The 26,708-nt window shown below is 43.3% G+C and carries 15 protein-coding genes and 1 pseudogene; 7 read left to right on the forward strand and 9 right to left on the reverse strand.

The window, feature by feature from the left end; genetic code table 11:
• Positions 1-35 precede the first annotated feature (35 nt).
• From FSB73_RS25305 to recQ, 7 genes and pseudogenes are all read right to left on the reverse strand, one after another.
• Entirely contained in the window at positions 36-1,421 is a 1,386-nt protein-coding gene (locus FSB73_RS25305) for a helix-hairpin-helix domain-containing protein (protein ID WP_394344857.1), read from the reverse strand.
• Positions 1,410-3,706, reverse strand: a pseudogene (locus tag FSB73_RS25310) (DNA polymerase III subunit alpha); the annotation flags it as partial. The gene FSB73_RS25305 and the pseudogene FSB73_RS25310, both read right to left, overlap by 12 nt.
• A gap of 214 nt (positions 3,707-3,920) precedes the next feature.
• Positions 3,921-6,581, reverse strand: a complete 2,661-nt coding sequence (locus FSB73_RS16490) for a GH36-type glycosyl hydrolase domain-containing protein (RefSeq protein WP_146784647.1) — start codon at positions 6,579-6,581, stop codon at positions 3,921-3,923.
• A 125-nt stretch (positions 6,582-6,706) separates the two neighbouring features.
• On the reverse strand, positions 6,707-12,901 hold the full coding sequence (locus FSB73_RS16495; RefSeq protein WP_146784649.1) for a glucoamylase family protein: 6,195 nt from the start codon (positions 12,899-12,901) through the stop codon (positions 6,707-6,709).
• A 559-nt stretch (positions 12,902-13,460) separates the two neighbouring features.
• Positions 13,461-14,729 carry a nucleoside permease gene (locus FSB73_RS16500; protein WP_146784651.1) on the reverse strand — a complete coding sequence of 423 codons (1,269 nt, stop codon included), beginning with the start codon at positions 14,727-14,729 and terminating at the stop codon, positions 13,461-13,463.
• 121 nt (positions 14,730-14,850) lie between these two features.
• Positions 14,851-16,341 (reverse strand): MATE family efflux transporter, encoded by a 1,491-nt coding sequence (locus tag FSB73_RS16505; RefSeq protein WP_146784653.1) that lies wholly within the window; start codon positions 16,339-16,341, stop codon positions 14,851-14,853.
• Positions 16,342-16,466: 125 nt separating this feature from the next.
• Entirely contained in the window at positions 16,467-18,731 is a 2,265-nt protein-coding gene (recQ, locus tag FSB73_RS16510; protein WP_146784657.1) for a DNA helicase RecQ, read from the reverse strand.
• Between the two features lie 431 nt (positions 18,732-19,162).
• Here recQ and FSB73_RS16515 point away from each other — a divergent pair, with 431 nt between their 5' ends.
• The 3 genes from FSB73_RS16515 (at position 19,163) to gluP (ending at position 21,584) form a co-directional block, all read left to right on the forward strand.
• Entirely contained in the window at positions 19,163-20,176 is a 1,014-nt protein-coding gene (locus FSB73_RS16515; RefSeq protein ID WP_146784660.1) for a KpsF/GutQ family sugar-phosphate isomerase, read from the forward strand.
• Positions 20,177-20,322: 146 nt separating this feature from the next.
• Entirely contained in the window at positions 20,323-20,655 is a 333-nt protein-coding gene (locus FSB73_RS25315; protein WP_225974088.1) for an MFS transporter, read from the forward strand.
• Positions 20,655-21,584, forward strand: coding sequence for a glucose/galactose MFS transporter (gene gluP / locus FSB73_RS16520; RefSeq protein WP_225974089.1), 930 nt, complete (start codon positions 20,655-20,657; stop codon positions 21,582-21,584). Before FSB73_RS25315 ends, gluP begins: the two co-directional genes overlap by 1 nt.
• 175 nt (positions 21,585-21,759) lie before the next feature.
• Here the strand turns inward: gluP and FSB73_RS16525 are convergent, their stop codons facing one another.
• Entirely contained in the window at positions 21,760-22,512 is a 753-nt protein-coding gene (locus FSB73_RS16525; RefSeq protein WP_146784664.1) for an SDR family NAD(P)-dependent oxidoreductase, read from the reverse strand.
• Positions 22,513-22,632: 120 nt separating this feature from the next.
• Between FSB73_RS16525 and FSB73_RS16530 the strand changes: the two genes are divergently transcribed.
• Positions 22,633-22,974: a winged helix-turn-helix transcriptional regulator gene (locus tag FSB73_RS16530; protein WP_146784666.1), complete on the forward strand. Its 342-nt coding sequence runs from the start codon at positions 22,633-22,635 to the stop codon at positions 22,972-22,974.
• A 505-nt stretch (positions 22,975-23,479) separates the two neighbouring features.
• Here FSB73_RS16530 and FSB73_RS16535 read toward each other — a convergent pair.
• Positions 23,480-23,809, reverse strand: a complete 330-nt coding sequence (locus tag FSB73_RS16535; RefSeq protein WP_146784670.1) for a hypothetical protein — start codon at positions 23,807-23,809, stop codon at positions 23,480-23,482.
• Between the two features lie 62 nt (positions 23,810-23,871).
• Between FSB73_RS16535 and FSB73_RS16540 the strand changes: the two genes are divergently transcribed.
• From FSB73_RS16540 to FSB73_RS16545, 3 genes are all read left to right on the forward strand, one after another.
• Positions 23,872-25,275, forward strand: a complete 1,404-nt coding sequence (locus FSB73_RS16540) for a TolC family protein (RefSeq protein ID WP_225974090.1) — start codon at positions 23,872-23,874, stop codon at positions 25,273-25,275.
• An 82-nt stretch (positions 25,276-25,357) separates the two neighbouring features.
• Entirely contained in the window at positions 25,358-25,816 is a 459-nt protein-coding gene (locus FSB73_RS25320) for a hypothetical protein (protein ID WP_225974091.1), read from the forward strand.
• 29 nt (positions 25,817-25,845) lie between these two features.
• A complete protein-coding gene (locus FSB73_RS16545) occupies positions 25,846-26,694 on the forward strand; it encodes an efflux RND transporter periplasmic adaptor subunit (protein ID WP_262712352.1) in 849 nt (282 codons plus the stop codon).
• Positions 26,695-26,708: the final 14 nt, after the last annotated feature.

Genomic DNA, 26,708 nt, shown 5'->3' on the forward strand with positions numbered 1-26,708 from the left:
TTGACCTAATAGTCATTCACCCTTATTGTTAGAAGTTAACCTGTCAGCCCGACCTGAACGTGGATATCCGGGTGATCATTTAAGTATTCAATGAGTTCGTCATTTAAGGTGACTCCGCCTCCGAGTGTGTACAGACTGACGGAGGTTTCCTGTTCAAAATCCAACACCTTAAATTTAAGCGTAGCTGTTCCAGGGTATTTTTGTATATTTTCTTCCATAAAGTTGACCAGCTCATGGGTGACCTGTTTTAAGGGTAGCTCCATGTCCAGCGATTTCGGCATTGACGTTTTTAAGGATTCTAATAAACTGATAGAAGTTATTTTAAATTCATATTGCCCTTGATTGAACCTTTGTTTAAAGTATCCTGTTATACTGAGCATAAGGCCAGCCTCCACAAAATGCTTAAAGTTCAAAAAATCTTCCCGCCAGAGCATCAGTTCTGTCTTGCCAGAATAATCCTCTAAAGCAAGTACCCCAAAATCCATTCCTTTTTTGGTTTGCCGGTGCTGGGCGCCGACAACCATGCCTGCCAGCCGTATAGGAATACCTGTTTTAGGATTGGCCTCCAGCCGCATGGCTTCAAAATCACTGATAGGTAGCATATTAAAATGCTTCATCTCAAAACGATAATTATCCAACGGATGCCCACTGATATAGATGCCAGTTACATCTTTTTCGTGTTCAAGTTTCTCAATCAATGACCAAGGCTCGGAAGGTAATATTTTGGGTGTGGCGATCTCCGGCATAGTGGCTTCTCCAAAAAGACTGCCCATAGAACTTTGTTTGCTGGTCTGCACCACATTGCCAAATTTTATGATCCTTTCCAGGTTATTGATCTGCTCACCGGTCTGAATGGCAAAATACTGCCCTCTGTGGAGTTGCGCAAAACAATCAAATGCACCGGCATAGACCAGACTTTCCAACGCCTTTTTATTGACCACCCTTTGATTAATCCGCTGTATAAAATCAAATACATCTTTAAATGGACCATTTTGATTCCTCTCTTCGATGATGCCATCAATAGCGGCGTCGCCGATGCCCTTCAGTCCCCCAAAACCAAAGCGGATTTCCCCCTTGCTATTTACCCCAAAACCTTTTTGTGATTCATTGATGTCACAACCCAAAACCACAAGTCCCATACGTTTACATTCTTCCATAAAGAAAGTGATCTTTTCAATGGCGCCAGCGTGGTTTAAGATGGCTGCCATATATTCACTGGGATAATGCGCCTTAAGATAGGCTGTCTGATAAGCCACAAAGGCATAACAGGTAGAGTGCGACTTATTGAAGGCATACTGGGCAAAGGCTTCCCAGTCTCTCCATATCTTATCCAGCTTATCTTTTGGATGTCCTTTTTTGGAGGCACCTTCTACGAACTGGGCCTTCATTTTATTCAATATCGCAATTTGTTTTTTACCCATGGCCTTACGCAAAATATCCGCATCTCCTTTGGAAAAGCCGGCTAGCTTCTGGGAAAGCAGCATTACCTGTTCCTGATAGACCGTAATGCCGTAGGTATCGGCTAAATATTCCTCCATTTCCGGAAGGTCATAGGTGATTTCCTGTTCGCCGTGTTTACGTTTGATAAAATCAGGAATATAAGCAATCGGGCCCGGACGATATAAGGCGTTCATCGCAATCAGATCCGCGAAAACGTCGGGTTTTAATTCCCGGAGGTTCTTTGCATACCCGCACTTTCAAACTGGAAGATGGCATTGGTTTCCCCTTTTTGAAAGATCTCAAAGGTCTTTTCATCGTCCAGCGGGATATTATCGATCTCGATGTCAATATTATAATTTTGTTTGATCAGACTCAGCGCCGTCTTGATAATAGACAAGTTTCTAAGTCCAAGGAAGTCCATTTTAATAACGCCCGCTGATTCAATACTGCTACCCTCAATCTGGGTAACCCATAGATCAGAATCCTTGGCCACAGATACCGGTACTAATTCGGTCAAGTCTTTAGGTGCAATGATAATCCCCGCTGCATGGATACCGGTATTACGTACACTGCCTTCCAGTCTTTCTGCCTCGTGAAGTACCTGGGCTCTCAGGTCATTGCCGTAATAGATCTCCCTAATCTGTTTAATATTTTCAATATCCTCTGGCTGATAACCCTCTTTTTCTTCCAGAGACTTCTGACCATCTTTGGCCTCTGCTGCAGTGATAGGCGCCTTAAGCACACGACCCAGTTTTGTGCCAGGTTTATCCGGTACCAATTTGGCCAGTGCATTGGACTCTGATAATGGCAAATCCAGTACCCTAGCCACATCTTTAATGGACATTTTAGCGGCCATTGTACCATAGGTAATAATCTGGGCTACCTGTTGTTTGGAATATTTTTGAACAACATAATTGATTACTTTTTGGCGTCCTTCGTCATCGAAGTCCGTATCAATATCCGGCATGGACTTACGATCCGGGTTTAAGAAACGCTCAAACAGTAAATTGTACTTAATCGGGTCTATATTAGTGATACCTATGCAATAAGCCACCACACTTCCGGCAGCTGATCCACGGCCGGGACCGATAAATACGCCTAAGTCTCTGCCTGCCTTGATAAAGTCACTTACAATCAAAAAATAACCGGCGAAGCCCATGGTTTTAATCGTGAACAGCTCAAAGTCCAGTCTTTCCCTGACCTCTTCGGTGATCTCGCTATAGCGCTGTCTGGCCCCTTCATAGGTCAGGTAATGTAGAAAATTCCATTGATTGATATTGCTGTCACTCGTTGTTTTAAATTCTTCCGGTATCGGGAATGCCGGCAGCAAAATATCTTTTTTCAGGTTCAGTACATCTATTTTATCAACGATGGACTGTGTGTTTTCCAAAGATTGGGGGATGTCTTTGAAAACCTGCTCCATCTCCGCCGTTGTTTTAAAATAGAATTGATCATTAGGGAATTTAAACCTTCTGTTTTTGATAATCACATCATCATTGACAAAGTCGTCAAAGCCAGGCGTCGTTTGTTTCTCCCCTGTATTGATACAAAGCAGGATGTCATGCGCATTGGCATCTTCCTGGTTGGTATAATGGCTGTCATTAGTACAGATAATCGGTACATTGTATTTCTTTGCCAGCTTGAGTAAGACAATATTGACTTTATCTTGCTCCTCCATATTATGGCGTTGCAGTTCTACATAATAGTCGTCGCCAAACAGATCCAACCACCATTTAAATTCTTTTTCTCCAGCCTCTTCCCCACCGGTTAATATCGCCTGTGGTACACTTGCTCCCAGACAACAGGTCGTGGCAATCAGTCCCTCATGGTGTTTAGTAATCAGTGCTTTGTCCACTCTTGGGTATTTACCATATAAACCTTCGATAAACCCCATGGAGGTGAGCTTAATCAGGTTGCGATAACCCAACTCATTTTTAGCAAGCAGAATCTGGTGATATCTTCGGTCTTTTTTCTCCTTGGTGAAGGTCTTTTGAAAACGATCTTCTACTACATAGAGTTCACAACCTACGATCGGTTTTATTTTTGGCGTTAGGATATCTTTGCCATTTTCATCCTTACCAATGACCTTCGTATTATTCCATGCCTGGGCCACAAACTCAAAAGCACCAAACATATTGCCATGGTCTGTTAGTGCCAGCGCATTCATTCCATCTGATTCGGCCTTTTTATACAAACTACCGATGGAAGCAGCGCCATCCAGCAAGGAAAATTGGGAATGAACGTGTAAATGAGAAAATTGTGGCATATTAAGTTGATTCTGATAATGAATTAAATATAGCTTTTACCGGGACAAATTTCGCCAAAAATCAAGGAACTAAAAAGATAAAACTACGCTTTGGGGATAACTCATCCATTGATATATTATTTATATATAAGTCCTAAAGTTTAAAAAAATTATAGATAGCTAATCACTTTCATATAAGATTTGTTACTTATTTGGTCTCTTTGTAAACGACCTGTCAGCTTACCTGTACCTGGTGGTGTTTGCCGTCATCAATTAATGCGATGCTGTCATTTTGCTGCAAAACACCATCAACCTGATAAGTTTTAGGAATAAAATTCCCTGGTTTTAACAAAACTTCTATGTGATAAATAGCTTTCCCAAATTTGTAATCCACCTTAAAATTCTTCCAGACCTCTGGTGTACAAGGCTTAAAGCATAATTGATCGCCGGTACGCCGGATGCCTAAGATAAAGCGGAACATAAACTGCTGCATCCAGCCGGCAGATCCCGTGTACCAGGTCCAACCTCCCCTGCCTCTATGCTGTGGTGCATTATATACATCTGCTGCCATCACATAAGGTTCTACCTTATAAATCTCCAGTGCCTGCCGGGTCATCGTATGGGAAACCGGACTCACCATTTTGAATAGTTCCCAGACCTTATTTCGTTCACCCATTTCAGCAAATGCCATCATGGCCCAGACAGCTGCATGGGTATATTGCCCGCCATTTTCCCTGACGCCAGGCGCATAGCCCTTGATATACCCTGGGTTGAGCGGCGAACTGTCAAAGGCCGGATCCAGTAGTAAAATTACCCCTTCTTTGGGCCGGACCAGGTGTGTGTCCAGCGATGTTAATGCCTGCCGCTTTTTGTCCGCCATGCCGGCGCCGGATAAAATGGACCAGCTTTGGGCAATGGAATCGATCTGGCATTCCTGATTTTGGCTGGAACCTAATGGTGTACCGTCATCAAAATAAGCTCTTCTATACCACTGACCATCCCAACCATTTTGATTCAAACTGGTTTTAAGGGCTGCCGCCTTTTGAATACACATTTCAGCGGTTTCGTGGTCCATCATGCGAAGGGCAATTTCTTTGAACTGTGTGAGCACACTAAAGAGGAAAAATCCCAGCCAGATACTCTCGCCTTTACCTTTTTCACCCACCTTGTCCATGCCGTCATTCCAATCTCCGGTGCCCATTAGCGGCAAACCATGTACGCCTGTTCTGAGACCATGTTGAATGGCTTTCAGCGCATGTTGATAGAGACTTTCTTTTTCCTCTGTGATCATGGGCAGGTCATAATAAGAATCCTCGCCTTCGTTTAATAGCCGACCATCCAAAAAGCTGACAGGGCATTCTAAAATGGTTTCATCTCCGGTGGTAAAGACGTATTGAGCCAACACAAAAGGCAACCAGAGATAGTCATCTGAACAGCGTGTCCTGACGCCTCTACCTGTAGGAGGATGCCACCAGTGCTGGACGTCGCCTTGTATAAATTGTCTGGATGCTGATAGGATAATCTGCTGCTTAGCAATATCTGGACGCGTATTAAAAAGTGCCATAACGTCTTGCAACTGATCTCTAAAGCCAAAGGCTCCTCCTGACTGATAATAGCCACTTCTACCCCAAATGCGGCAACTCAGCGTCTGGTAAGTGAGCCAGCCACTGGATAAAAAATTAAGCGCGGGATCTGGGGATTGTATTGTGGTTTGCTCCAAAATCTCATTCCACTGTGTATGTATGAGGCTGAGCGCTTGACTCGCATATTCATTTTCCTCGGATTGTGCGATCAATTCCAGTGCATGCGCTTTATCCTTACCGGCTCCCAACCTGAAATTAAGTTCCGTTTCCTGATCAGCATATAAATTGATCTGTACCTGCAGGGCTGCACAAGGGTCTAGGGCGGCGCCGGCCTTACCAGATAGTCTGGAGCGCCGCAGCCCGGCTGGGCTGCGCATGGTGCCGGAGCGACCAATAAAGGCCTCTCTGTCAGCGGTCAGGCTGTATCCTTTTGTGGCATTGACCGCTGAGAAGCAGACACTGCCAGGGTAACTGCTGCTATACCTGTTATAAGCAAGTAGCGCCGCTGTATCAGGCACTTTTTCAGTAACGATATACTGAGCTGTCTTTCCTTTTGTATCTCCCAGGACCCATTCTGCATAACTGGTCACAGAGAGTTTTCTTTCCCTGCCACTGAGGTTATGTAGCTTAAGCCATTGATAGCGGATGGGTAACAATTTATCTACAAATACCCATAGTTCACTGCTAATGCCATTTTCTGTATGCTCAAATACCGTATAGCCAAACCCGTGGCGGGTAATAAAATCACCTTTTGAAACAGCTGGCAGCGGTGTAGGTGACCAGTATTGTCCGGTTTGTTCATCCCGGATATAAATGGCTTCTCCGCAACTGTCCTGAACGGGATCGTTGAGCCAGGGCGTAAGCCTGTATTCATGGGCGTTGCCTGCCCAGGTATAACTGCCGCCACTTTCCGAAATGACCGTTCCAAATTCAGCGTTGGCGATTACATTGGACCAGGGCATGGGCGTTCTCACCTGGCCTGAGGTGCGGATGATATACTCTTTGCCGTCTTTAGTAAAGCCGCCAATGCCATTATTATAAACCAGACCTTCTGGTAATAATTTGCGGGTGGAGATGATGCTTTTTTCCTGTCTGGTACCCACCAGTGATGTTTTTTCCAGATCCGGCGGCAGCAGTTTTGCTTTTTGGCTGGCACTGATTTGTTCTTCGAGTGTTCCTAGCTGATCATCTATAATAATACGGGCGACTGTTTGCATCAGGATGCGATCTTCCATGGGGATCTGATCCGCACTGCGCAGGTAAATGCCGCCGTATTGCTGGTTAATGGAAACGCTATTGGCCAGGGCGATCAAACTCTGGATTTGTTCATGCAGATCCTGCCGGTAGGAACCAAAATTCTCATTCCAGATAACGAGATCCGCCTTGATGCCCTTTAAACGCCAATAAGTATGCGCATTGATAAGTTGTCTGATCAGTCCTATATTGTCTTCACTTTGTACCCGTAGTAGTACGATGGGTAAATCTCCGGAAATGGCATATGCCCATAGGCCGGACTGGGACTTATTATTGCTGGCAATAATTGAAGGGCGGCTCTAAGTGCGGGGCTCGGGTATAAAATAAAGCCTGCCATTTTACTATATAACTTGGCCTCGGTTTCCGTGGCGTTAATCTGTCTGAGCAGTACCTGGCTATGGGTCCAGGACAATTCAAATGCCCTGTTTTTTAAATGGCGGTCCTGGTATTTGTCTAATAAGGCTGCGCAAATGTTTTGATCAGCAGCTACCCCAATAATCAAATCAATGGTTGCCGTCTGTCCAGCCTTCAGCTCAAAGGTTCGCCTTATGGAAACGATGGGATCCAGCACAGAGCCTTCACTGTCCGATAGGACGCCTGCCTTTTCCAGTGCGGCCGGATTACTGCAGTTTCTTCCTCGGCCGATAAATCTGGCCCGGTCGGTTTCATAGGAAATAGCACCAGCATTTACCCCACTACCCGACAAGGACATCAAATGGAACATCCATGGTGGCTGCTCACCTGAAGAGCGTGGTCTTCTGGTGCAAAGAATCGCTTGTTGATCTTTTAAAATACTGGTTTCCACAAAAAGATTGCTGAAGGCCGGATGCGCTTCATCTGCATTTTGGGGAGCGAGTACCACTTCGGCGTAGCTGGTTACTTCCAGGCTTTTAGCAGCAGAGCCTCTATTGGTGATCCGGATCCTTCTGACTTCCACATTGTCTTCCGGTGAAACAACGATCTCTGTACGGGTTTCGATATTGTCATCTTTTCTTCTGAATTCTGCATGTCCTTGGGAGAAAACGGCCTCATACAGATCCGTTGTTCCCAACACAGGTTGGTAGGTATTTGACCAATAACTGCCTTCCTGTAAATCTTTGATATAACAGAAAGTGCCCCAGTTATCCATGGTGCCATCTTCACGCCAGCGGCTGATGGCTAGATCATTCCACCGACTGTAACCACCTCCTGCATTGGAGATCATGACATGATAATGGCCGTTGGAGAGCAATTTGATCTCTGGATGGCGGGTAAATGGTGTTCGGATAATATCCATACTTGCCTGCTGGGTGGCAGAGCCTGTTTGTGCGCTGTCTGGGGTATGTGCATAAAATATCGTAGCTCTGGGTATTTTTTCCTGCAACAGCAGTAAAGAGGACTGCAAGGCCGGATCGGACTCAAAACGCTGTTGCATCTTGCCTTGTCTGAGTACATAAGCCAAAGCCAAAAAGCCCATTCCCTGATGGTGTACCATAAAAGACTGAATAATCGCCTCTTCAGCACCTCTGGGCAACCGGGATTTGGTATAGTCTATTGCCTCGTAAAAACCATAACGACCTGTATAACCTTTTTCCGCCATTCTTTTCAGATTGGCTGTCGCAAGTGTTGGTCGGATCATGAGTGCCAGCATAGTCGCATAGGGGGCAATAACCAGGTCTTCGCCCAGGCCTCTTTTCAGACCTAGACCGGGAACGCCAAAGGCGCGGTATTGATAATTAAGACTGGCATCCACCGTGTTGTAGCCGGATTCAGAGATCCCCCAGGGAACATTTCTTGAGCTGGCAAAAGCTATTTGTCTTTTAATAAGCCCTTTACTGGTTTGTTCAAGTAGTGTATTTTCATAAGTGGGCATAACAAGTTGTGGCATCAGGTATTCGAACATGGATCCACTCCAGGACAGTAGTACCGGTGTCTTACCGACGCCTGTGAGCAGCCTGCCAAGTGCAAACCAACTATCCTGAGCAATCTTGCCCTGCGCGATGGCCACATAAATACCGAGTCTGGCCTCTGAGGCTAACAAGTCATAATAGCTTTTATCGGCCTGTCTTTCCTGCACATTATAGCCGATACGCAGTAAATGTTTGGACTTGTCATATAAAAAGCTGTAATCCATATCGGCCAGTTGCTCGCAGATCTCGGCCAGTTCGACGCAGCGCACGGTCATATCCATTGCAGCTTCAGCTCCTTGCTCAATAAACTCCTGTAGTTGGGCAGGCCTTAGGAACTGAAATCTGGCACTATCTTCCATAATCGATAAAGAATCTGACTTTTTAGCGTAGCCTTTGATTTTAAATAGATGTGCATTTTCTGTCAGCCATGGAAAGGATTGTATTAACGCTTCCAGTTCCGCAGGTGGCGCACTTTCTATTGCGGGTATCCAAGGCGCCAGTTTACCGATCAGATCGATGAGCGCCATTAGTTGTCGATGACAACTAATGATACCGGTTGGTGCGATGACTTGTTTAGGACTTGTATTGGCTTCAAAGTCCGTTTGCTGGATTAAGGCTGCAGCCTGCGCCGCTTCAGGTGCCTTCGCCGGTTGCTCCAGTTTTTGTCCGATGTCGGATAATTTTTCTGACACCGCTTTTGCTTTTATCGTCTGATGCTGTTGGATCAGCTGCTCTGATAAGGCCGCCAGTTCCATAAAATTACGGTAATAGAATAATAGATCATGCTGGTTGGCATGTACAGTGGCCAGGCAAGCCTGCAACTTGCGCTGCATAATTAGATAGACATCAAGGTCCTTGTGAGGTCCCTGGTCCATTAAAAGGGTATCATTTAATCCCTTAAATACCTGAGTGGAGATAATAGGATCAAAGCTAAGCTGCAGTAATCCCTGTCTTAAGGTAATTAAATGACCGGCCAGATTACCGCTATCTACCGCAGAAATATATCTAGGTGGCAATGGTTGTAAGGTAAGGGTATCATACCAGTTATAAAAGTGACCTTGATATTTTTCAAGCCCCTGCATTGTTTTTAGCGTACTACCCGTTCGGGCGATCAGCTCACATAAAGCTATATACCCAAAGTCATAGGCTGATAAGGCTGCCAGTAGTGATAGCCCCATATTAGTAGGGGATGTCCGGTGGGCGATGACCGCTTTTGGCTCCTCTTGGTAATTGTCAGGAGGCAGGTAATTTTCTTCCTTGGTGACAAAGGTCTCAAAGAATAACCAGGTCTTTCGACTGATCTGGTGTAAGAAATCGAGATCTTGTTCGCTGAGTACTTCCCGATTTTGTCTTTTGGGCTGATTGGTTCGCCAAACTAGTGCCGGAGCAAACAGCCATAACAGTAGCACAGGAAGCGCCACTAGAAAAGAATCCGTAGACAATTGATATAGAAAAATGGCGATTACCAGGGCAGTGAAAGGTGCAGTCCACATCGCTGCGTATACCCCTGTCAGTGCGGGCCGCTTTTTACGTGCTAACATGCCTGAAGGCGTCCATTGCAATAAATGTTTTTTGGTGAAGGTCATGCGCCAAATCGTTATGGCTATAGCTTCCAGATGCTGCCAGGCTTCATAAGGCAGGCAGGCAATATAAAACAGCTCAATTAAAAAGTTTTCCCAGGTCTTCCAGGCAAATTCCCGCAGATGAGGTTTCATGTCTACATCCTTGGGCTTGTGTAGAAGATGCCACAGTGAATTTAATAAAATAGGCACGACAAATACAGCAATCACGCAGGTTGTCCATAGCCAGGGATAGGGAAGCATCAACCATCCAATACATAATAATATGACCAGTGAAGGGGCAACCAAAGATCGCCTTAAATTGTCTGCGATTTTCCATTTAGATAATCCGGAGAGCGGATTTTTGTGCAGGCGACCATCTGCGCCAGGTGCCCAGGGAAGCGCCCAACTCAGGATTTGCCAGTCGCCCCTGATCCAACGGTGCTGCCTGGAGCTGTCCAAAAGATATCTGTCTGGATAATCCTCAAATAATGCTATGTCGCTAATCAATCCAGAGCGCAGATAACAACCTTCCAATAAGTCATGGCTCAGGATGCGGTTTTCCGGAAAACGGCCTGCCAGGGCCTCTTCAAAAACCTCTACCTGGTAAATACCTTTGCCGATAAAGGAGCCTTCGCCATAAAGATCCTGATAAACGTCTGAACTGACCCGGGTATAAGGATCCAGTCCAGAATCCATGCTGTGCATTCTGACAAATAAGGAACTGGTGGATTTAGGTAGCGTGACAGCTACTCTTGGTTGCAAAATGCCATGACCGGCAACGACTCTGCCTTTTGTCAGGTCATACAGGGGTTGATTGAGCGGATGAGCCATCGTTGCGATCATTTTTGCAGCCGCTTCTCTGGGAAGTCTCGTATCTGCATCCAGGGTAATGACATATTTGATGGCGGGCAAGTGCGTTAAGTTGCCAGTAATGGAGGCAAAAGCACCCATGTATTGCGGCTGTTGCATCTGCTCTTGGTCTTGGTAGAGCGTATGATTATCGCTTTGCGTTGGCTGAGTTTTTTTTCTTTGCAGCAAAAACTGATTCAGGTCTCCTAATTTTCCTCTTTTTCTTTCCCGGCCCATCCAGACTTTTTCGCCTTCAGACCACTCTCGGTTACGTACAAATAAATAGAAGATGTCTGGTGTATTGGAAGCCGAAGGATTTGTATGGCCATCCGCATTGATCTGCCCTTCAGTCTTAACGAAGCCTTTATATTTATTATTGAGTCCTTCAATGTTTTTAATAGCATGTTGCAATAAATTGTGGTCATCGGGTAATACAGATTTATCTGCATCCTTATAGTCTGCTATCAGGCTATAAAAAAGATTTTTATGTGGATTGGCTAAATAGCGTACTTCCAGCGCTTCTACCAATTCTTCTATACCCGTGAGGCTCGTGAGCATACAAGGGACTGCAATTAAAGTTGCGTCTTCATCTGGCACAGCACTTCCATACTCCATCTTGGGGAGCATCCTTGGTTTTACTGTTCGGGTAACAATCCAATTAGCCAGTGCAATAGCTAACTGACTACCCCCTATAAAACTTAAAATAAAAACAATCAGTATAATGCCGTAATGTACCTGGTGTTGATATGCAAACAAACAGACCAAAAGACATAATACAAGTGTGCCGATCACAATACCCCCGCTATAATAAAATAAGCGGCGACCCAGCACAAATGCCTTAAGCTTATCTGAAAAAGTACAGACCATGCGGGCCTCTTTTTGCGTTTGTCCGATGCCTTTGTCAATCAGATAATAACCAACATGCCTTTTGCGGTAATCTTCTTGATTGTCCTTACTGTTTTTCGAAAGCTGGAGCGCAATATTTGCAATATCCGTTTCTGATAACGGACTTTTTTGGGCGATCGATTCAATGACATGGCGATAGGTATCCCTGGTGGTAAAGTCCATCTGGCTATAGACAGCATCTTCTTTTAGCACCTGATCCACAGAACTGATGCTTTCTACAAAATCCCGCCACTCCGTGGTGCGCAGCAGTCGAAGGCTTTCAATACTGTTGCGCATAGATACCTGATCTGCTGCCTGGGATTGGTTTTCCATATGGATCAGCTCGGAACTGGTATATCCTGTTTCTACCAGCTGTTGGTCTACCCAACTAAGGGGCAGGGCCAGCCCTGCGCCCTTTCCCTGTAACCTTCTGGTAAATTCAGCCACAAAACAGCTGGACAGTACCGGACCGGTTCTGGCCATATCAGCCACTGTCAGGATAATATTTTTGGGTTGGGATTCTGCATCCTCCAGTAATTTGCCAGCCCAATAGCCCGCTATATTCTGGTCAATGCGGTCAAGTGCGATACTGACAGCCACCCTTCTTAAGTTTTCAATCAAGGCCAGCCTGAGCATAATAGGAATCGCCCAAAGTTCACCCAGGGTTAAATTGCTTTGCTTCTGATACGCATTGATAAAACTGCTTAGATTGATCAGGTCTACTCTCCCATCGCTGTGTGAGATGATTTCCAGGGCGATATCATAAACCCTTGGAAAACCGGCGCTAGCGCCGGTCAGTAAATGCGGCAGGTTCTGGCTATACCCTTTTGGCAAATGCTTGCGTCCTATGGAAATTTGTTCTTCAATTAAGTAAAAGTTGTCCAGTAGCCATTCACTGGCAGGCGTCAGGGGAAGTTTGTCTCGAAGGGCTTCCACCAGCAGATCCCGTACCTGCAATAAGACATCTTCGTTTTTGTCTAGTCTTTTAAGGAGTTTGTCGCTGTTTTTGCCAGACATAACCCGGTGGCTGGCAGCGACCTTAGTGCCATGTTTTTGCATCTGCCACGCACTAAACAGTTCAGAGCGCAATGGCTGCTCCTCTTTATAAGTTTTTTTCAGGACGCTCTCCCCCTGAAAATAGGACCGCATGCGTAAAAGTAAGCCACTGGCTGTAGTTGATATCTTTGTTTTCATTCGCTTTCTTTCTTTCTACGTCTTTATAAGACTGTAGTGACTTATATGCAGCACATACTGCTGCAAATATTATGTGAAGTTCCTTACCTGGTGGGTGGATCAGTTGTTTTTCCCGGGTTATCAGGCTTTGGAAGGGTTAATTTACAAATTCAAAAGGGGTTGTAGCCCCGCATAAAATATTAATTCAGTGAAATTTACGAAAGATTTTGAAGATCTGCAAGGGTTCTGCATAGATTAACAATTTATGTCAAGTGTAAGGTGGAAAATTGTCCCAATTTTTACCCGATTGGGCCTAAAATCGGTTAACAAGGCAACGATTCGTTGTTAGGTTATAGCTGGAAAGAGGACATTCGCCAGCGAAGGGGAAAGAAAAATAAATAGAAGGTTTATTAGGTCAAGACAAACGGACTTCTCTGCTAAAGTTAAGCACTACACTAATCTGACTGTCATGCCCCTATTTTTGGTGTCATAGACGCTGAGAATACCTCCAGATTTGGACAGTAATATTTACCTCCCAAAGACTGAATAAATGGCTAGAATTGTTATTGTAATTGTTGGGTTAGTGTGGCGCTTTTAAAAGTACTTCCTCGCTGTTAGCCTTAAGTTTAGTTCCCTTAAATATAAAGGGAAATACCAGCGCAAGTATTAGTGCATAGGCGGCAAACGTCATCCAGATCCCAAACCACTCTTTACTTCCATCCGGATGGGTAAAGAACTTGTCAATCAGTATGCCGCTGCCATAGCTGCCCAGCAGCGCCCCAAACCCATTGACCATCATCATAAATAAGCCCTGGGCGGATCCCCGGATGCCGGGATCCGTCTGAGTTTCAATAAACAAAGACCCGGAAATATTAAAAAAGTCAAAGGCCATCCCATAAATAATGCAGGAAAGGATAATCATCCATAAGCCATCATCGGGATTGCCCAGACCTAGTAAGCCAAAGCGGAGTACCCAGGCAACCATACTGATCAGCATTACGTATTTGATGCCGAATCGTTTTAAAAAGAAGGGAATGGCCAGTATAAATAAGGTCTCAGAAATTTGGGAGATGGACATGATAATCGCCGGATATTTAACAGCGATGGTATCCTTATAGGCAGTAACACCGGCAAAATCGTGGATATAGGTATCGCCATAGGCATTGGTCAGCTGCAGGGCGGCGCCCAGCAGCATAGCAAATAAAAAGAAAATGGCCAGATTTTTATCCTTGAAAAGTTTAAAAGCGTTCAATCCCAGTGCTTCAACAAAACTTTTGCCTTTTGTGTGTTTACCTAGTGGTGGACAGTCTGGTAGCGTAAAAGCATATATACCCAGCAAAAAGGAAGTCCCGCTGGCAATATAAAACTGATTGGCTGAGGCTTCACTGTGGGTCAGGCTGACTACCCAAAGGGCTGCAATAAAGCCAATGGTGCCCCAAATTCTAATGGGTGGATAATCCTTTACAACATCCAGTTTTTCCTTTTTAAGTGCGTTATAGGCCACGGTGATGGATAAAGAGATCGTGGGCATGTAAAAAATCATATTGACCAGCAGTGCCCAGAAAAATATGACCGGATTATCAATGGACGGAATCATGAGCAGTGTACAACCGCCCAAAAGGTGCATAAATCCATACATTTTCTGAGCCGGTACAAACCTGTCGACGATAATGCCAGTGAGTGCAGGCATAAAAACGGAGGCAATCCCCATGGTGGAAAAGATGGCGCCAAAATCAGTACTGGACCAATGCTTATGTTGGAACCAATAGACGCCAATTGTAATTAACCAGGCTCCCCAGATAAAATACTGGAGGAAATTCATAAAAATCAACCGCAGTTTTATACCCATAAGAATAATATTAATAAAATAAACACCCCTTTTCTTAATTGCCTTGCTTTAACTGTTTTTTTGCACTTGTGGGCAAATTAATGCTATGCCTGAGCAATTTAGGCAAATACTTGTTAGGTTATCAGGATTTACGCAGGAATTTTTGCACAACTCCTTTATACATGGCATTTATATCCTCAGAAATATTAAAATAAAGCACGGCCGGACCATAGAGCAGACCAAAGATCACAGATCTAATGATGGCATCTAAAAACAGGTTGCCCATAAATGGCACTTGCCAGGTAATAAATATCGCTGCCGCAGCAATAAGCAGCACGTAAAGTGTTTTACGATCAAAAGGTTGCAAATTAAATAGCCACCACAGATAGAAAAAACGAATTAAATTGTAAAAAATCAAGGCGATAGCACTGCCATAGGCGGCTCCCATCACCCCAAAATGCAGGATCATAAAATAATCCAGGATAATATTGACCACAATAAAAATCACGCTAGAATAAAAATCCATCTTCCAGTATTTGGATAATACTAGAATCTGGGCATTCATCCCCATCCCCAGATCAATAATTTTGGCGAGTCCGGCTACAATAAATATAGCCTTGGCCATGCCGTAAGCGGGGTTAAAACGGATCAAATTATCAATATTGGGAAGTAAAATGCCAAAAATTGCCAGGCCAATAATCAACAAATTAATAGAAGTCTTTTGATAGAGTTCCTTGATTTTGGCCATATCTTTATTTTTCCAGGCTTCCGCAATTAGTGTAGTGGTGATCCCCACCATACTTCTGAAAGGACCATCCATAATGCTGGCCAGGTAGATTGGGATGCTATAAATAGCCAGGTTCTCAAGACCTTGGTCAGTCATTCCTGCGATTAATAGCCCATCAATTGTTCTGGGCAGCACACCTATGAGCATACCACTGTAATGATAGGTGACAAAAACCAGGATTTTTTTGTAAAGTCGCTGGGTTGCCCGGCTGATTTTGGCACATATGGTCAGACCGCCATTTTTGTATATCACATAAATTAATACAAGTAAAGCAGGTACATAAGAATAACTAAATAAGGTGAAAAAGGTCTCCAGGCTGATCCAATGCAGGATGTATAGTAAAATAAAAACAGTGGTGGTCAGCCGGTAGAAGAGCTCCTTAACAATATTTGTAATAATCGTTTTTTTTATGACCCAACAATAAGCCTCTAGCAGCATGATAAAGGTGTAGGAGATCGTAAAAGGAATGACCAGCCGAAAATGCGTTACAAAAAGTGGAGAGCCGTGTCCAAAATGTTTTTCCCAAAAGGGTTCAAATCCAAGCGCGGCAATTAAAAACAGCACGCAGCCAATCAAATTGGCCATCAGCGTGAGATAAGGCAAGTCATTTTTTCCTTTGGGTAAAAAATCTTTATAAAAGGGATTGAATTTATACAGCGCATTTAAACTCCCCAAAGTAGAAAATGCAGAAAAGAACAGGGAAAATTCAATCATGATCCTTGTTAACCCAAAAGCCTCCGTACTGAAGAATTTTGGAAAAAGAATCATGGTATTGATGGCACCAATAGCAAACCCTATATAGGTGAAAATTGTGGAATAAGTACTCTGTCTGCGTACGATGCCCATTCAAACAATGTTTAATTTGCGGAAATCTTAACTTAGAAGTTCTCCTGAAATGGAAAGGTAGTGATTTTATCAAAATAGGACCCGTTTTTAGTGCGGGCCCTATCCAAAAAATATTGAGAATTTAATTAATTTCCGTATTCGACTAGGAATTTGATTCGCATGATTTTTAACTGCTCCCAGTTATAATCACTGTCTTCCAGTTCTTCACGGGCCAGATCCAAAGAAGAAGTTTCACAACTGCGGAAATAGTCAATGACCTCATCTTGTTCATCTTCATCCAGCATATCATCAATAGCGTAATCCAGGTTCAGACGGGTTCCGCTGGCCACAATGGTCTCCATTTCTTCTAATAATTCATCCAGACGTAGGTCCTTGTTTTTAGCAATTGTATCCAGCGGGATTTTCTTGTCCACGTTCTGAATAATATAAATTTTATTGCTTTTTTTGTTCACCACGCTTTTCATGACAAAATCATCAGGGCGGGTAATGTCATTTTCCTCCACATACTGGGCGATGAGTGTCACAAATGGCTTACCGTATTTCAGCGCCTTGCCTTTGGAAACACCGGATACCTTTTCCAGTTCTTCCAGAGTGGTCGGATAGACAGTTGCCATATCATGCAGGGAACTCTCCAGGAAAATAACAAATGGAGGCAGGCTTTTTTTCTTGGCCTCTTTTTGACGGAGCTCTTTAAGCATTTCAAAGAGATGTTCGTCTGTTGCATGGGCTCCTGCTCCGCCTGTTTCTGTTTCTTCATCATCCGCTACCGCATCGTCAAAGTTGTTATTGAGTACGATTTTAAAGCTGGTAGGCTTTTTAAGGAACTTTTCAGCCTTTGGTGTAAATTTAAGGACGCCATAATCCTCAATATCCTTGCGAATAATATCCTCCAGTAGCATCTGACGGATGAGGCTGTTCCAAAAATGTGCATCTTTATCTTTGCCAATACCAAATTCCGGCAATTGTTCATGACGATACATGGTAACCGTTGGGGTCAACCGGCCGGTCAGTATATCCACGCTGTATTCTATATTAAAACGCTCGTCCAGCGCCTTAACCACTTTAAGGACGCTGATCGCTTCCTTCTTGGCTTCAATTTTTTCTTTGGGATTCAGGCAATTATCACACTGTCCGCAGTTTTCCTGGGTCCATTCTTCGCCAAAATAGTGCATAAGCACTTTACGGCGACAAACAGAAGTTTCCACAAAGGCCAGGGTCTCATTAATTAACTGGGCGCCCACTTCTCTTTCAGAGAGCGGTTTGTCCCGCATCAGATGTTCCAGCTTGGCGACATCTTTATGAGAATAGTAGAGGATACATTTACCTTCAAGGCCGTCTCTGCCGGCGCGCCCCGTTTCCTGATAATAGTTCTCAATGGATTTGGGAACATTATAATGGATCACAAAACGGATATCTGGTTTGTCAATCCCCATACCAAAGGCAATAGTAGCAACGATCACCTGTACATCTTCTTTTAGGAAGGCATCCTGTCTATTGGCCCTGAGTTTGGCATCCAGGCCCGCATGATAGGCGACCGCTTTAATATTATTGGCGTTCAAAATATCCGCCAGTTCTTCTGTCGTTTTACGGTTCAGTGTATAAATAATGCCGCTTTTACCCTTATTTTGGGAGATGAAACGAACAATGCTTTTAATGGTCTGATCCAGTTTGATCTTAGGCTGGATCTCGTAATACAGGTTCTTTCTGTTAAAAGAAGAGATAAATATATTGGGATTTTTCAGCCCCAGATTCTTGATGATATCACTTTGCACTTTGGGCGTAGCAGTAGCTGTCAGCGCAATAACCGGCAAGGATGGATCGATCATATCCATCATTTCTCTTAACCTGCGATACTCAGGCCTGAAATCGTGCCCCCACTCTGAAATACAATGCGCCTCATCTACGGCAAAAAAGGAGATCTGAATACTTTTGAAAAAATCAATATTTTCTTGTTTGGTCAGTGTTTCCGGGGCAACGTACAGTAATTTGGTTCTGCAGGCGGTAAGATCATCTCTGACGGCTTTGATCTGGCTTTTATTCAGAGATGAATTTAAAAAATGCGCCACATTTTCATTTTCACTATAACCACGTACCAGATCCACCTGGTTTTTCATCAGGGCGATCAGTGGGCTGACTATGATGGCACAACCTTCCAGAATCATGGCTGGTAACTGGTAACAAAGGCTTTTTCCTCCACCGGTCGGCATGATAATAAAGGTGTCGTGTCCGTTAAGCAAGCTGTGGATCGCTTCCTCCTGCCTGCCTTTAAACTGATCAAATCCAAAATTGGACTGCAGACCGGCAGATATATCATGCGTGTGATTTTGTTTTGTTGTTTTTGTTGCAGTACCCGTCGGCTTCTTCTTAGAAGTAGTTGTGCTTTTTGCCATTTTTAAATCAATATTGAATAATATAGAGCAGTAATCTACGAAGAATATCTCAGATTTCCTTAGGATCTTGCAATTTACCTTGATTACCCGCTCCCTGTTTTAAGGTAGGCGAAGTTAGTATAGATTGGGTATATCTTATACATTGTATATATATTTTAACACTGACGAACGGTTGTTGCTATGGCTTTAAGCCAGGTTTGCTAATACTCTACTAAAATGCTATGATAATTAGAGGATTCTTCCATGTAAAGTTAACAATCTGGCTAAGACGCCTTGCAAAAAGCAAGGTGAAGCAGTGTGTTACCGCCGTGGAATATATCCAGCTTATCCATCTCTATTATCATGCAAGTAGGTACCCCTTGATTGTCAATTTCTATATAAATAATACCCACATTGAATTATAATCTGTTGGGAATCCCTAATTTTGAACCATGAGTGACCATAAACAGCAACCGGCGACTCCCAGTCTTACCACAACCAAACGCGGTGATATTTTACAAATTGCATCAACCGTCATCCAGACGGAAAAAGACGCAATTGAAGGGTTGTTGGACAGGATCGATGCTGATTTTGAAAAGGCCGTTCAGCAGCTGTCGGCCTGCAAAGGACATATTGTTGTTTCCGGTATCGGGAAAAGTGCCATTATTGCTCAAAAACTGGTGGCAACTTTAAATTCTACCGGGACAAAAGCGACATTTTTGCATGCAGCCGATGCGATTCACGGCGATATGGGGATGATCAGCCAGGAGGATATGGTACTTTTGATCAGCAATAGTGGTGAAAGCGCAGAAATTAAGGTATTGGCTCCCCTGGTGCGTACACTTTGCAGCGGTCTGGTCGCCCTTGTGGGCAATAAAGCTTCCTTTTTAGCCACCCACAGTGATTTTGTAATTTCTACTGGTATCACCAAGGAAGCCTGTCCACATAATCTGGCGCCTACCTCCAGTACAACTGCACAGTTGGTGCTGGCAGATGCGCTGGCCATTTGTCTGATGGCTATAAACGGGTTTAAACCGGCTGATTTTGCCAGACTTCATCCGGGTGGCGATCTGGGGCGCAAATTGCATTTAAAAGTGGCGGATTTGTATACCCATAACGCAAGACCGGCAGTTCATCGGGAAACTGATCTTAAGGCCGTGATCCTTGAAATTTCAAAGGGGCGTGTAGGCGCCACCGCTGTTTTAGATGACAAAGATAAAGTGATAGGTATTGTAACAGATGGTGATGTAAGAAGAATGTTGGAAAGAACGGATTCGCTATCAGGCATTTTGGCTTCAGATATTTATACACAAAACCCTAAAACCATCACCGCCGATATGCTGGCTATCAATGCCATGGAAATGATTACTAAATGGGATGTAGGTCAGTTAATTGTTACACAGCCAGATGGATGCTTTCTGGGCTTTTTGCATGTACATGACTTGATCCGGGAAGGTATTTATTGATCTTTGGTATCGTAAAGATAAATATATCCCCTCATTTGCCGCCCCGACCCTCTTATATCAATCGTTTGCATGAAATTAGGTCCCTGTTATGACCGGGATATTATACGAATTTACATAAGTTAGCATTTTAATAGAAAAATGTTAACATGCAACAAAGTTCATCAAGAAGCTATCTGATTCCGACACTTATTATTGGGGTGCTGTTTTTTGTATTCGGATTTATTACCTGGGTAAACAGTACCCTGATCCCTTATTTGCAAACGGCCTGTGAATTAACCCCTAACCAGGCAATTTTAGTCACCTTTGCCTCTTATATTGCTTATGCAGTAATGGCCTTCCCATCAGCAGGGATACTTAAGTATACAGGATTTAAAAAAGGCATGATGCTGGGGCTGGCCATTATGGCTTTAGGAGCACTGCTTTTTATACCGGCGGCTGGTTCCAGGACATTCGGTATGTTTTTAACCGGGCTTTTGTAATGGGGATCGGCATGGCGCTGTTGCAGACGGCGGCCAATCCCTATATTACCATATTGGGCCCCATTGAGAGCGCTGCCAAAAGAATGAGTGTGATGGGGATCTGTAACAAAGGCGCGGGTGCTATTGCTCCTTTGATCATGGGTGCATTATTACTAAATGGCATGGAGGCTTATTCCGCTGATAACTTAAGTCATTTATCTCTGGATCAGAAAAATGCACTGCTTGATCAACTGGCGGGCAAGATCATAGGCCCCTATATCTTTATTGCAATTGTTTTTGTAATTCTGGCGATCGCTATTTATTTTTCGAGCCTGCCAGATATTAAAAGTGAGGTAGAGACCAATCCGGCGCATCATAGCAAAGACCGGTCAAGTATCTTTAAATATCCTTATTTATGGCTGGGCTTTGTTACCTTGTTTTTATATGTTGGTGTAGAAGTGATCGCTGGTGATACTATCCAGCTGTACGGGAATACCGGTCTACATATTCCCATAGAACAAGCCAAACACTTTACGACCTATACCATGATCTGTATGTTGGTAGGCTATCTGGCGGGTATTGTACTGATTCCAAAATATATCAACCAGGCTAAAGCCTTGAAAATATCTGCCATTCTGGGGGTAATTTTTTCTCTCGGCGTGATCTTTCTTCCTGGCTATTATTCTATCGCCTCACTAGCGCTTCTAGGGCTGGCCAATGCGCCGATGTGGCCTTCCATTTGGCCGCTGACCATTGATGGACTGGGCAGGTACCTGAAAACCGGCTCTGCCCTGCTTATTGTAGGTATCGCCGGTGGGGCCATTATGCCAAAATTGTGGACCATGATTGGCGCACATACAGGCATGCAATCTGCATTCTGGATACTGATTCCATGTTATTTGTTTATTTTATTTTTTGCCATCAAAGGTCATAAGGTGGGCAAAGTGTAAAAACAGGCCAATAGTCATTTGCCTGGATATCTTACTTTGCAAAAGCACCAAGGATTTGCCAGATGTACGTGTATCAAATTCAACAATTGGCAAAATTGAATATTGCATAATAAAAAAGCACTTGTCTCAAAAAAAAATTGAGGCAAGTGCTTTTTTATTAAGACCCTTTAAACAATTAAAGAAGCCCCCCTGATACGGTAATTCTTTCACCGGTTATCCAACCTGCCTCATCGGATGCCAGAAAAACAGCGACCTTGGCAATGTCATCAGGTTGACCTAATCTGCCAAGAGGCGTAAGCGGCACCATCTGTTTTTCTGTATCGCCACCAAGAATGCCCATTTCATAATTACCTTCCGTTTCTGTAATTCCGGGTGCAATCACATTAATACGGATCTTTTTAGGGCCTAATTCCTTTGCCAATACTCTGGTCACATTATCAATGCCTGCTTTAGCGGCGGAGTAAACCATAAATCCAGGCAGCGGATTTTGACTTACAGTAGAACTTATGTTAATAATACTTCCGCCATTTGCGCTGAACATTTTTACTGCTTGTTGTATACTTAAGATTGGCGCCATAAGATGGGTATTGACCTGCAAATGGAAACTTTCTTCCGTAATCACATCCAATAACTCAATTTTAAATACACCTGCATTGTTAACTAAAATATCCAATTGACCAAACGCATCATTGGTTGCTTTAAAAAGCTTTTGGATATCTGTAAATTTTGAAATATCCGCCTGTATAGCAATAGCCGTTCCGCCGTTTACTGTGATGGAATTGACTACCTGAGTGGCGCTTTCTTTATTTTTTGCGTAATTGACGACAACTTTGGCGCCTGCCTTAGCAAATGCTTTTGCAATCCCTGCGCCAATTCCTTTGGATGAACCCGTAACGATGGCTACTTTATCCTTTAATCTTAAATCCATTTTATATAATTTTTATATGAACCGCAAAAGTAGATTTATGCTATCTTTGTAACAAGTATGTACTTTTTTGTATGCTACATACCAAAATGTATGTATTATTGATTATCAATGCAATAAAAAATGAAAAAGAAAGAGAAAATTTGTCCAGAGGTAGCAACTTGTTCTGTGGATTATGCTTTTAAGCGCATCGGCGGTAAATATAAAGGCAGGATCTTGTGGTATTTGCATGAACATACCGTATTGCGTTATGGGGAATTGAGCAGAACCCTGCCTGATATTACAACCAAAATGTTGACGCAAACACTCAGAGAACTGGAAGGTGATCTTTTGATCCATAGAAAAGTGTATCATGAAGTGCCACCCAAGGTGGAATATACCTTAGCCCCATTTGGCAAAGAGCTTATTCCATTTATCACTTACCTTAAACAATGGGGTGATAAACAGATGGCTAATGGCCATTAAAATGAGCTTTAATTACCAGCAAATGTTAGGCATTATCCTATTGGCGTTTGTCTAAGTCACTCGTATTCAATTTAAATTGCTTTATTAAATATTGAATAATCTGAAAGGAAAGCTGCCTATTCAGGCTATTTAAAGGCGTCGCCAAAACAATCAGAAAATGGCTGATCGGCTATGTCGCCGAAAATGCCAATCATGATCTGAGCGATACTTGCCTTATATTCCCAGTCCATGCAGAAGAGGTGATGGCCACCTTTTTTAGTTCAGTAATAATTTGTGTCTGCATATAGCTCAATCCATTGGTCTTTGCGTTTAATATTGGTCTTCGTTTCGGTTAATTTCGCTCCTTACCGAGGAAAACCCGCCGTTTATCGAAAAAATCCCTCAATTCGCTTAATAATCATAGGCTATTACCCATATTGCCGCTATTTTTACGCCGGTTCAAGATTTAATTAAGGATTGGATAGCATCACTATCAAATCACTATAATTACAGTGTAAATGAGATTTTAGTAAAAAGCACCTAAGCTCTTTAAGGTGAATCGTGCAGCTAAAATGTGGTGGCGTTTAAACTGATCTGAAAGGAAAATCGAAGACAAAAAGAAAAACAAGAACAAATAAAACATTATTCCGTTTGTGTTTGCACTGGATCCACAAAGGAGAAGCAATAGAAGTGCAAAAGCGCCGTAAAAACGATTAATATAAGCGATAGCTTTCTGAGGCCTTGCGGGGCAGGCGCCGGAATTGGTATAAAAAGTGATAAACTCGTGTAGCAGCGGCGTTGATTTACGCGTTTGGTGAATGGTTCTGTATCCGGGAATGCTGGTATACAAATTCATCGCAGGGGAATTTTAATTATTTTATTGAATATATGTGTTTTAATCATTAACTGAACTTATTTATGAAGCATTTGCTCAAATCACTGGCACTGGCTGGTTGTCTCATGGTTCTGGCAAAAAACAATGTGGCCCGAGCGCAAGTAGCGGACTCACTTGAAAGGCCCGTGTCCGTGAATAGTCCGGTAAAAGCCGACTTGCCTGAGGACGCCGTTCACAGATTTAGCCTGGAGGAGGCTTTACAGTATGGCCAACAACACAACACCCAGGTTAAAAATGCCTTGTTGGATATCCTAATCCAGGAGCAATCCAACCGGCAAGTAGCGGCCGCAGCCCTGCCTTCGGTTACAGCCAGTGGCTCAATTACAGATAACCTGAAATTGCAGACCGTGCTTTTGCCTGGTGAGTTTATGCAGCAACCGGCCGGTACTTTTGTACCAGTTACCTTTGGAACTACTTATAATACCACAGCGGGTGTAGATGCCAATCAGGTTTTATTTGATGGTCAGGTTTTTATCGGGTTAAAGGCAAGACGGACATCTATGGACTGGAAAAAGGCGCAGGCAGATGTAACCAAAGAAAATATCCGTACCAATATTTACAAAATCTACTATCAGCTGGTGGTCAGCCGGACACAAATGGGACTTATCCAGGCCAATATTGACAGGATCTCCAAATTAAAGCATGATACGCAACTCATGTATGAAAATGGAGTAGCCGAGAAGTTGGATATAGATAAAAGCGATGTACAATTAACCAACCTTGAAACGGAAAAACAAAAACTACTGGTTACCATTGCCAACGGTTATAATGGGTTGAAAATACTGCTTGGTATGCCCATTTCTGATAAACTGATACTCACTGATACCTTAAGCGAGGACCAGATCAAATCCGGTATTCTTGTTGGTAATGATTTTAATTATAATCAACGTAATGATTATAAAGCCTTGCAACTTTCAAGGAAGCTCGATGCATTCAATGTTAAACGCTATAAATACAGCAAGATTCCTACTTTGAACCTGGCAGCCTCCTATTCCAAACAAAACCAACAAAATGATCTTAGCTTTGCAGGAGACTGGTTTACATCCTCGTTCATCAGCCTGCGCTTAAATATACCACTCTTCTCTGGATTCTCTAAAAATGCCCAGATCAAACAAGCCGGCTTTGAATTGCTAAAAGCAGACAATCAGCTTTTTAATCTGCGTCAGACAATCGACAATGAGATTCAGACGGCCAAAAACAATTTTAGCTCGGCTATTTCCATTATGGATTACCAGAAAAAAAATATGGAACTGGCGCAAAAAGTCTATGACCAGACCAAGAAAAAATATGAAGTTGGTGCCGGCTCACAGACAGAGATTAATACGGCACAAACAGATCTAAAGGCCGCTCAAACTAATTATATCAGTGCACTCTATGATGCGGTCATTGCAAAGGTGGATTTTTTGAAAGCTACTGGCAAATTATAAGGTAAAACAGATCACTTCATACGGTAATACAAAAACTTTTTAAATAAAGAATTCTTAGCAATTATCAATAAATACCCGATAGATGAAAAATAATTGGATATACCCCCCTACTACACCAAGCGCTGTCAAAATGAATGAGAATGTACCTGCCAGGTATACCGGCGCAGTGGCGGCACCAGCCTTACAGGCCAATTTTCGTATTGGTTTAACTGTATTTTTGATGGCAGTTTTATTGTTGCTGACTAGCTGTGGTGGTAATGATCGTAAAGACAAGTCTAAATTGCTGAAAGAAAAGCAGGAAGCACTGGCTAAACTGCAATCTGATCAAGATGCACTGACGACTAAAATTGAAAAGCTGCAAAAAGAAATCAAGCAGATTGATCCCAATGCAGTTCAGGCCAAACGTAAACTGGTCGCACTTGATACGATTGCCAACAGTACCTTTAATCATTTTATTGACTTGCAGGGAAAGATTGATGCCCAAAATGTAGCCTATGTCGCTCCTAAGGACAAGGAGGTGTTGTTAAACAAATCTATGTAAAGCAGGGAGACCGGGTCAGTAAAGGAGAATTGCTTTTAAAACTGGATGATGCCTCACAAAGGCAATCCGTCATTGCGGCGCAAGGCCAGGTAGCCGGTATCAAGGCGCAACTAGAACAGGCAAAGACTGTTTTTGAAAGACAGCAAAGTCTGTGGAAAGAAAATATCGGCACCGAATTACAGGTACTCAATGCCAAAACGGCTTTGGAAAGCCTGCAGAGCCAATACAAGGCCGCAAATGCCAATATGGAGATTGCGCAGGAACAGGTCAATAATACGGCTGTTCGGGCAGCAATCAGCGGTGTGATTAATACCCTAAACGTAAAGGTTGGTGAATTCTTTACGGCGGGCAATCAGATCCAGATTGTCAATAATGACGATTTAAAAGTGACCATCAATGTTCCTGAAAACTATGCCGGAAAAATAAAAATGGGCTCACTGATGCATATAACGCTTCCCGATGTCGGCGATAAGGACCTGGTGACCAAAGTAAATGTGGTGGGTCGTCTTATTGATCCGATTACCAGAACTTTTTATATCGAAGGGAAAGTGCCTGAGGATCCGGCGCTGCGTCCAGGACAGGTCGCCATGGCGCGGATCAAAGATTATACGGATGAAAAAACGATCACTATACCTACCAATACCATCCAAAACGACGAAAAAGGCAAATATGTCATGGTGGCTTTTGGGCAAGGGGATAAAATGATGGCTAAAAAAAGGTATGTAAAAGTAGGGCAAATGTATCATGACCAGCTGCAGGTGCTTTCTGGATTGGAACCTGGTGATGTCATTATCAGTGAGGGCTTCCAGAGTCTGTATGACGGTCAGCCTATAATGGTGGGCTATAGTCTCAACCCGTTGGATAAACCACATTTATAAATCATTCAACTAAG

Source organism: Arachidicoccus ginsenosidivorans (assembly GCF_007971385.1).
Lineage (GTDB): Bacteria > Bacteroidota > Bacteroidia > Chitinophagales > Chitinophagaceae > Arachidicoccus > Arachidicoccus ginsenosidivorans.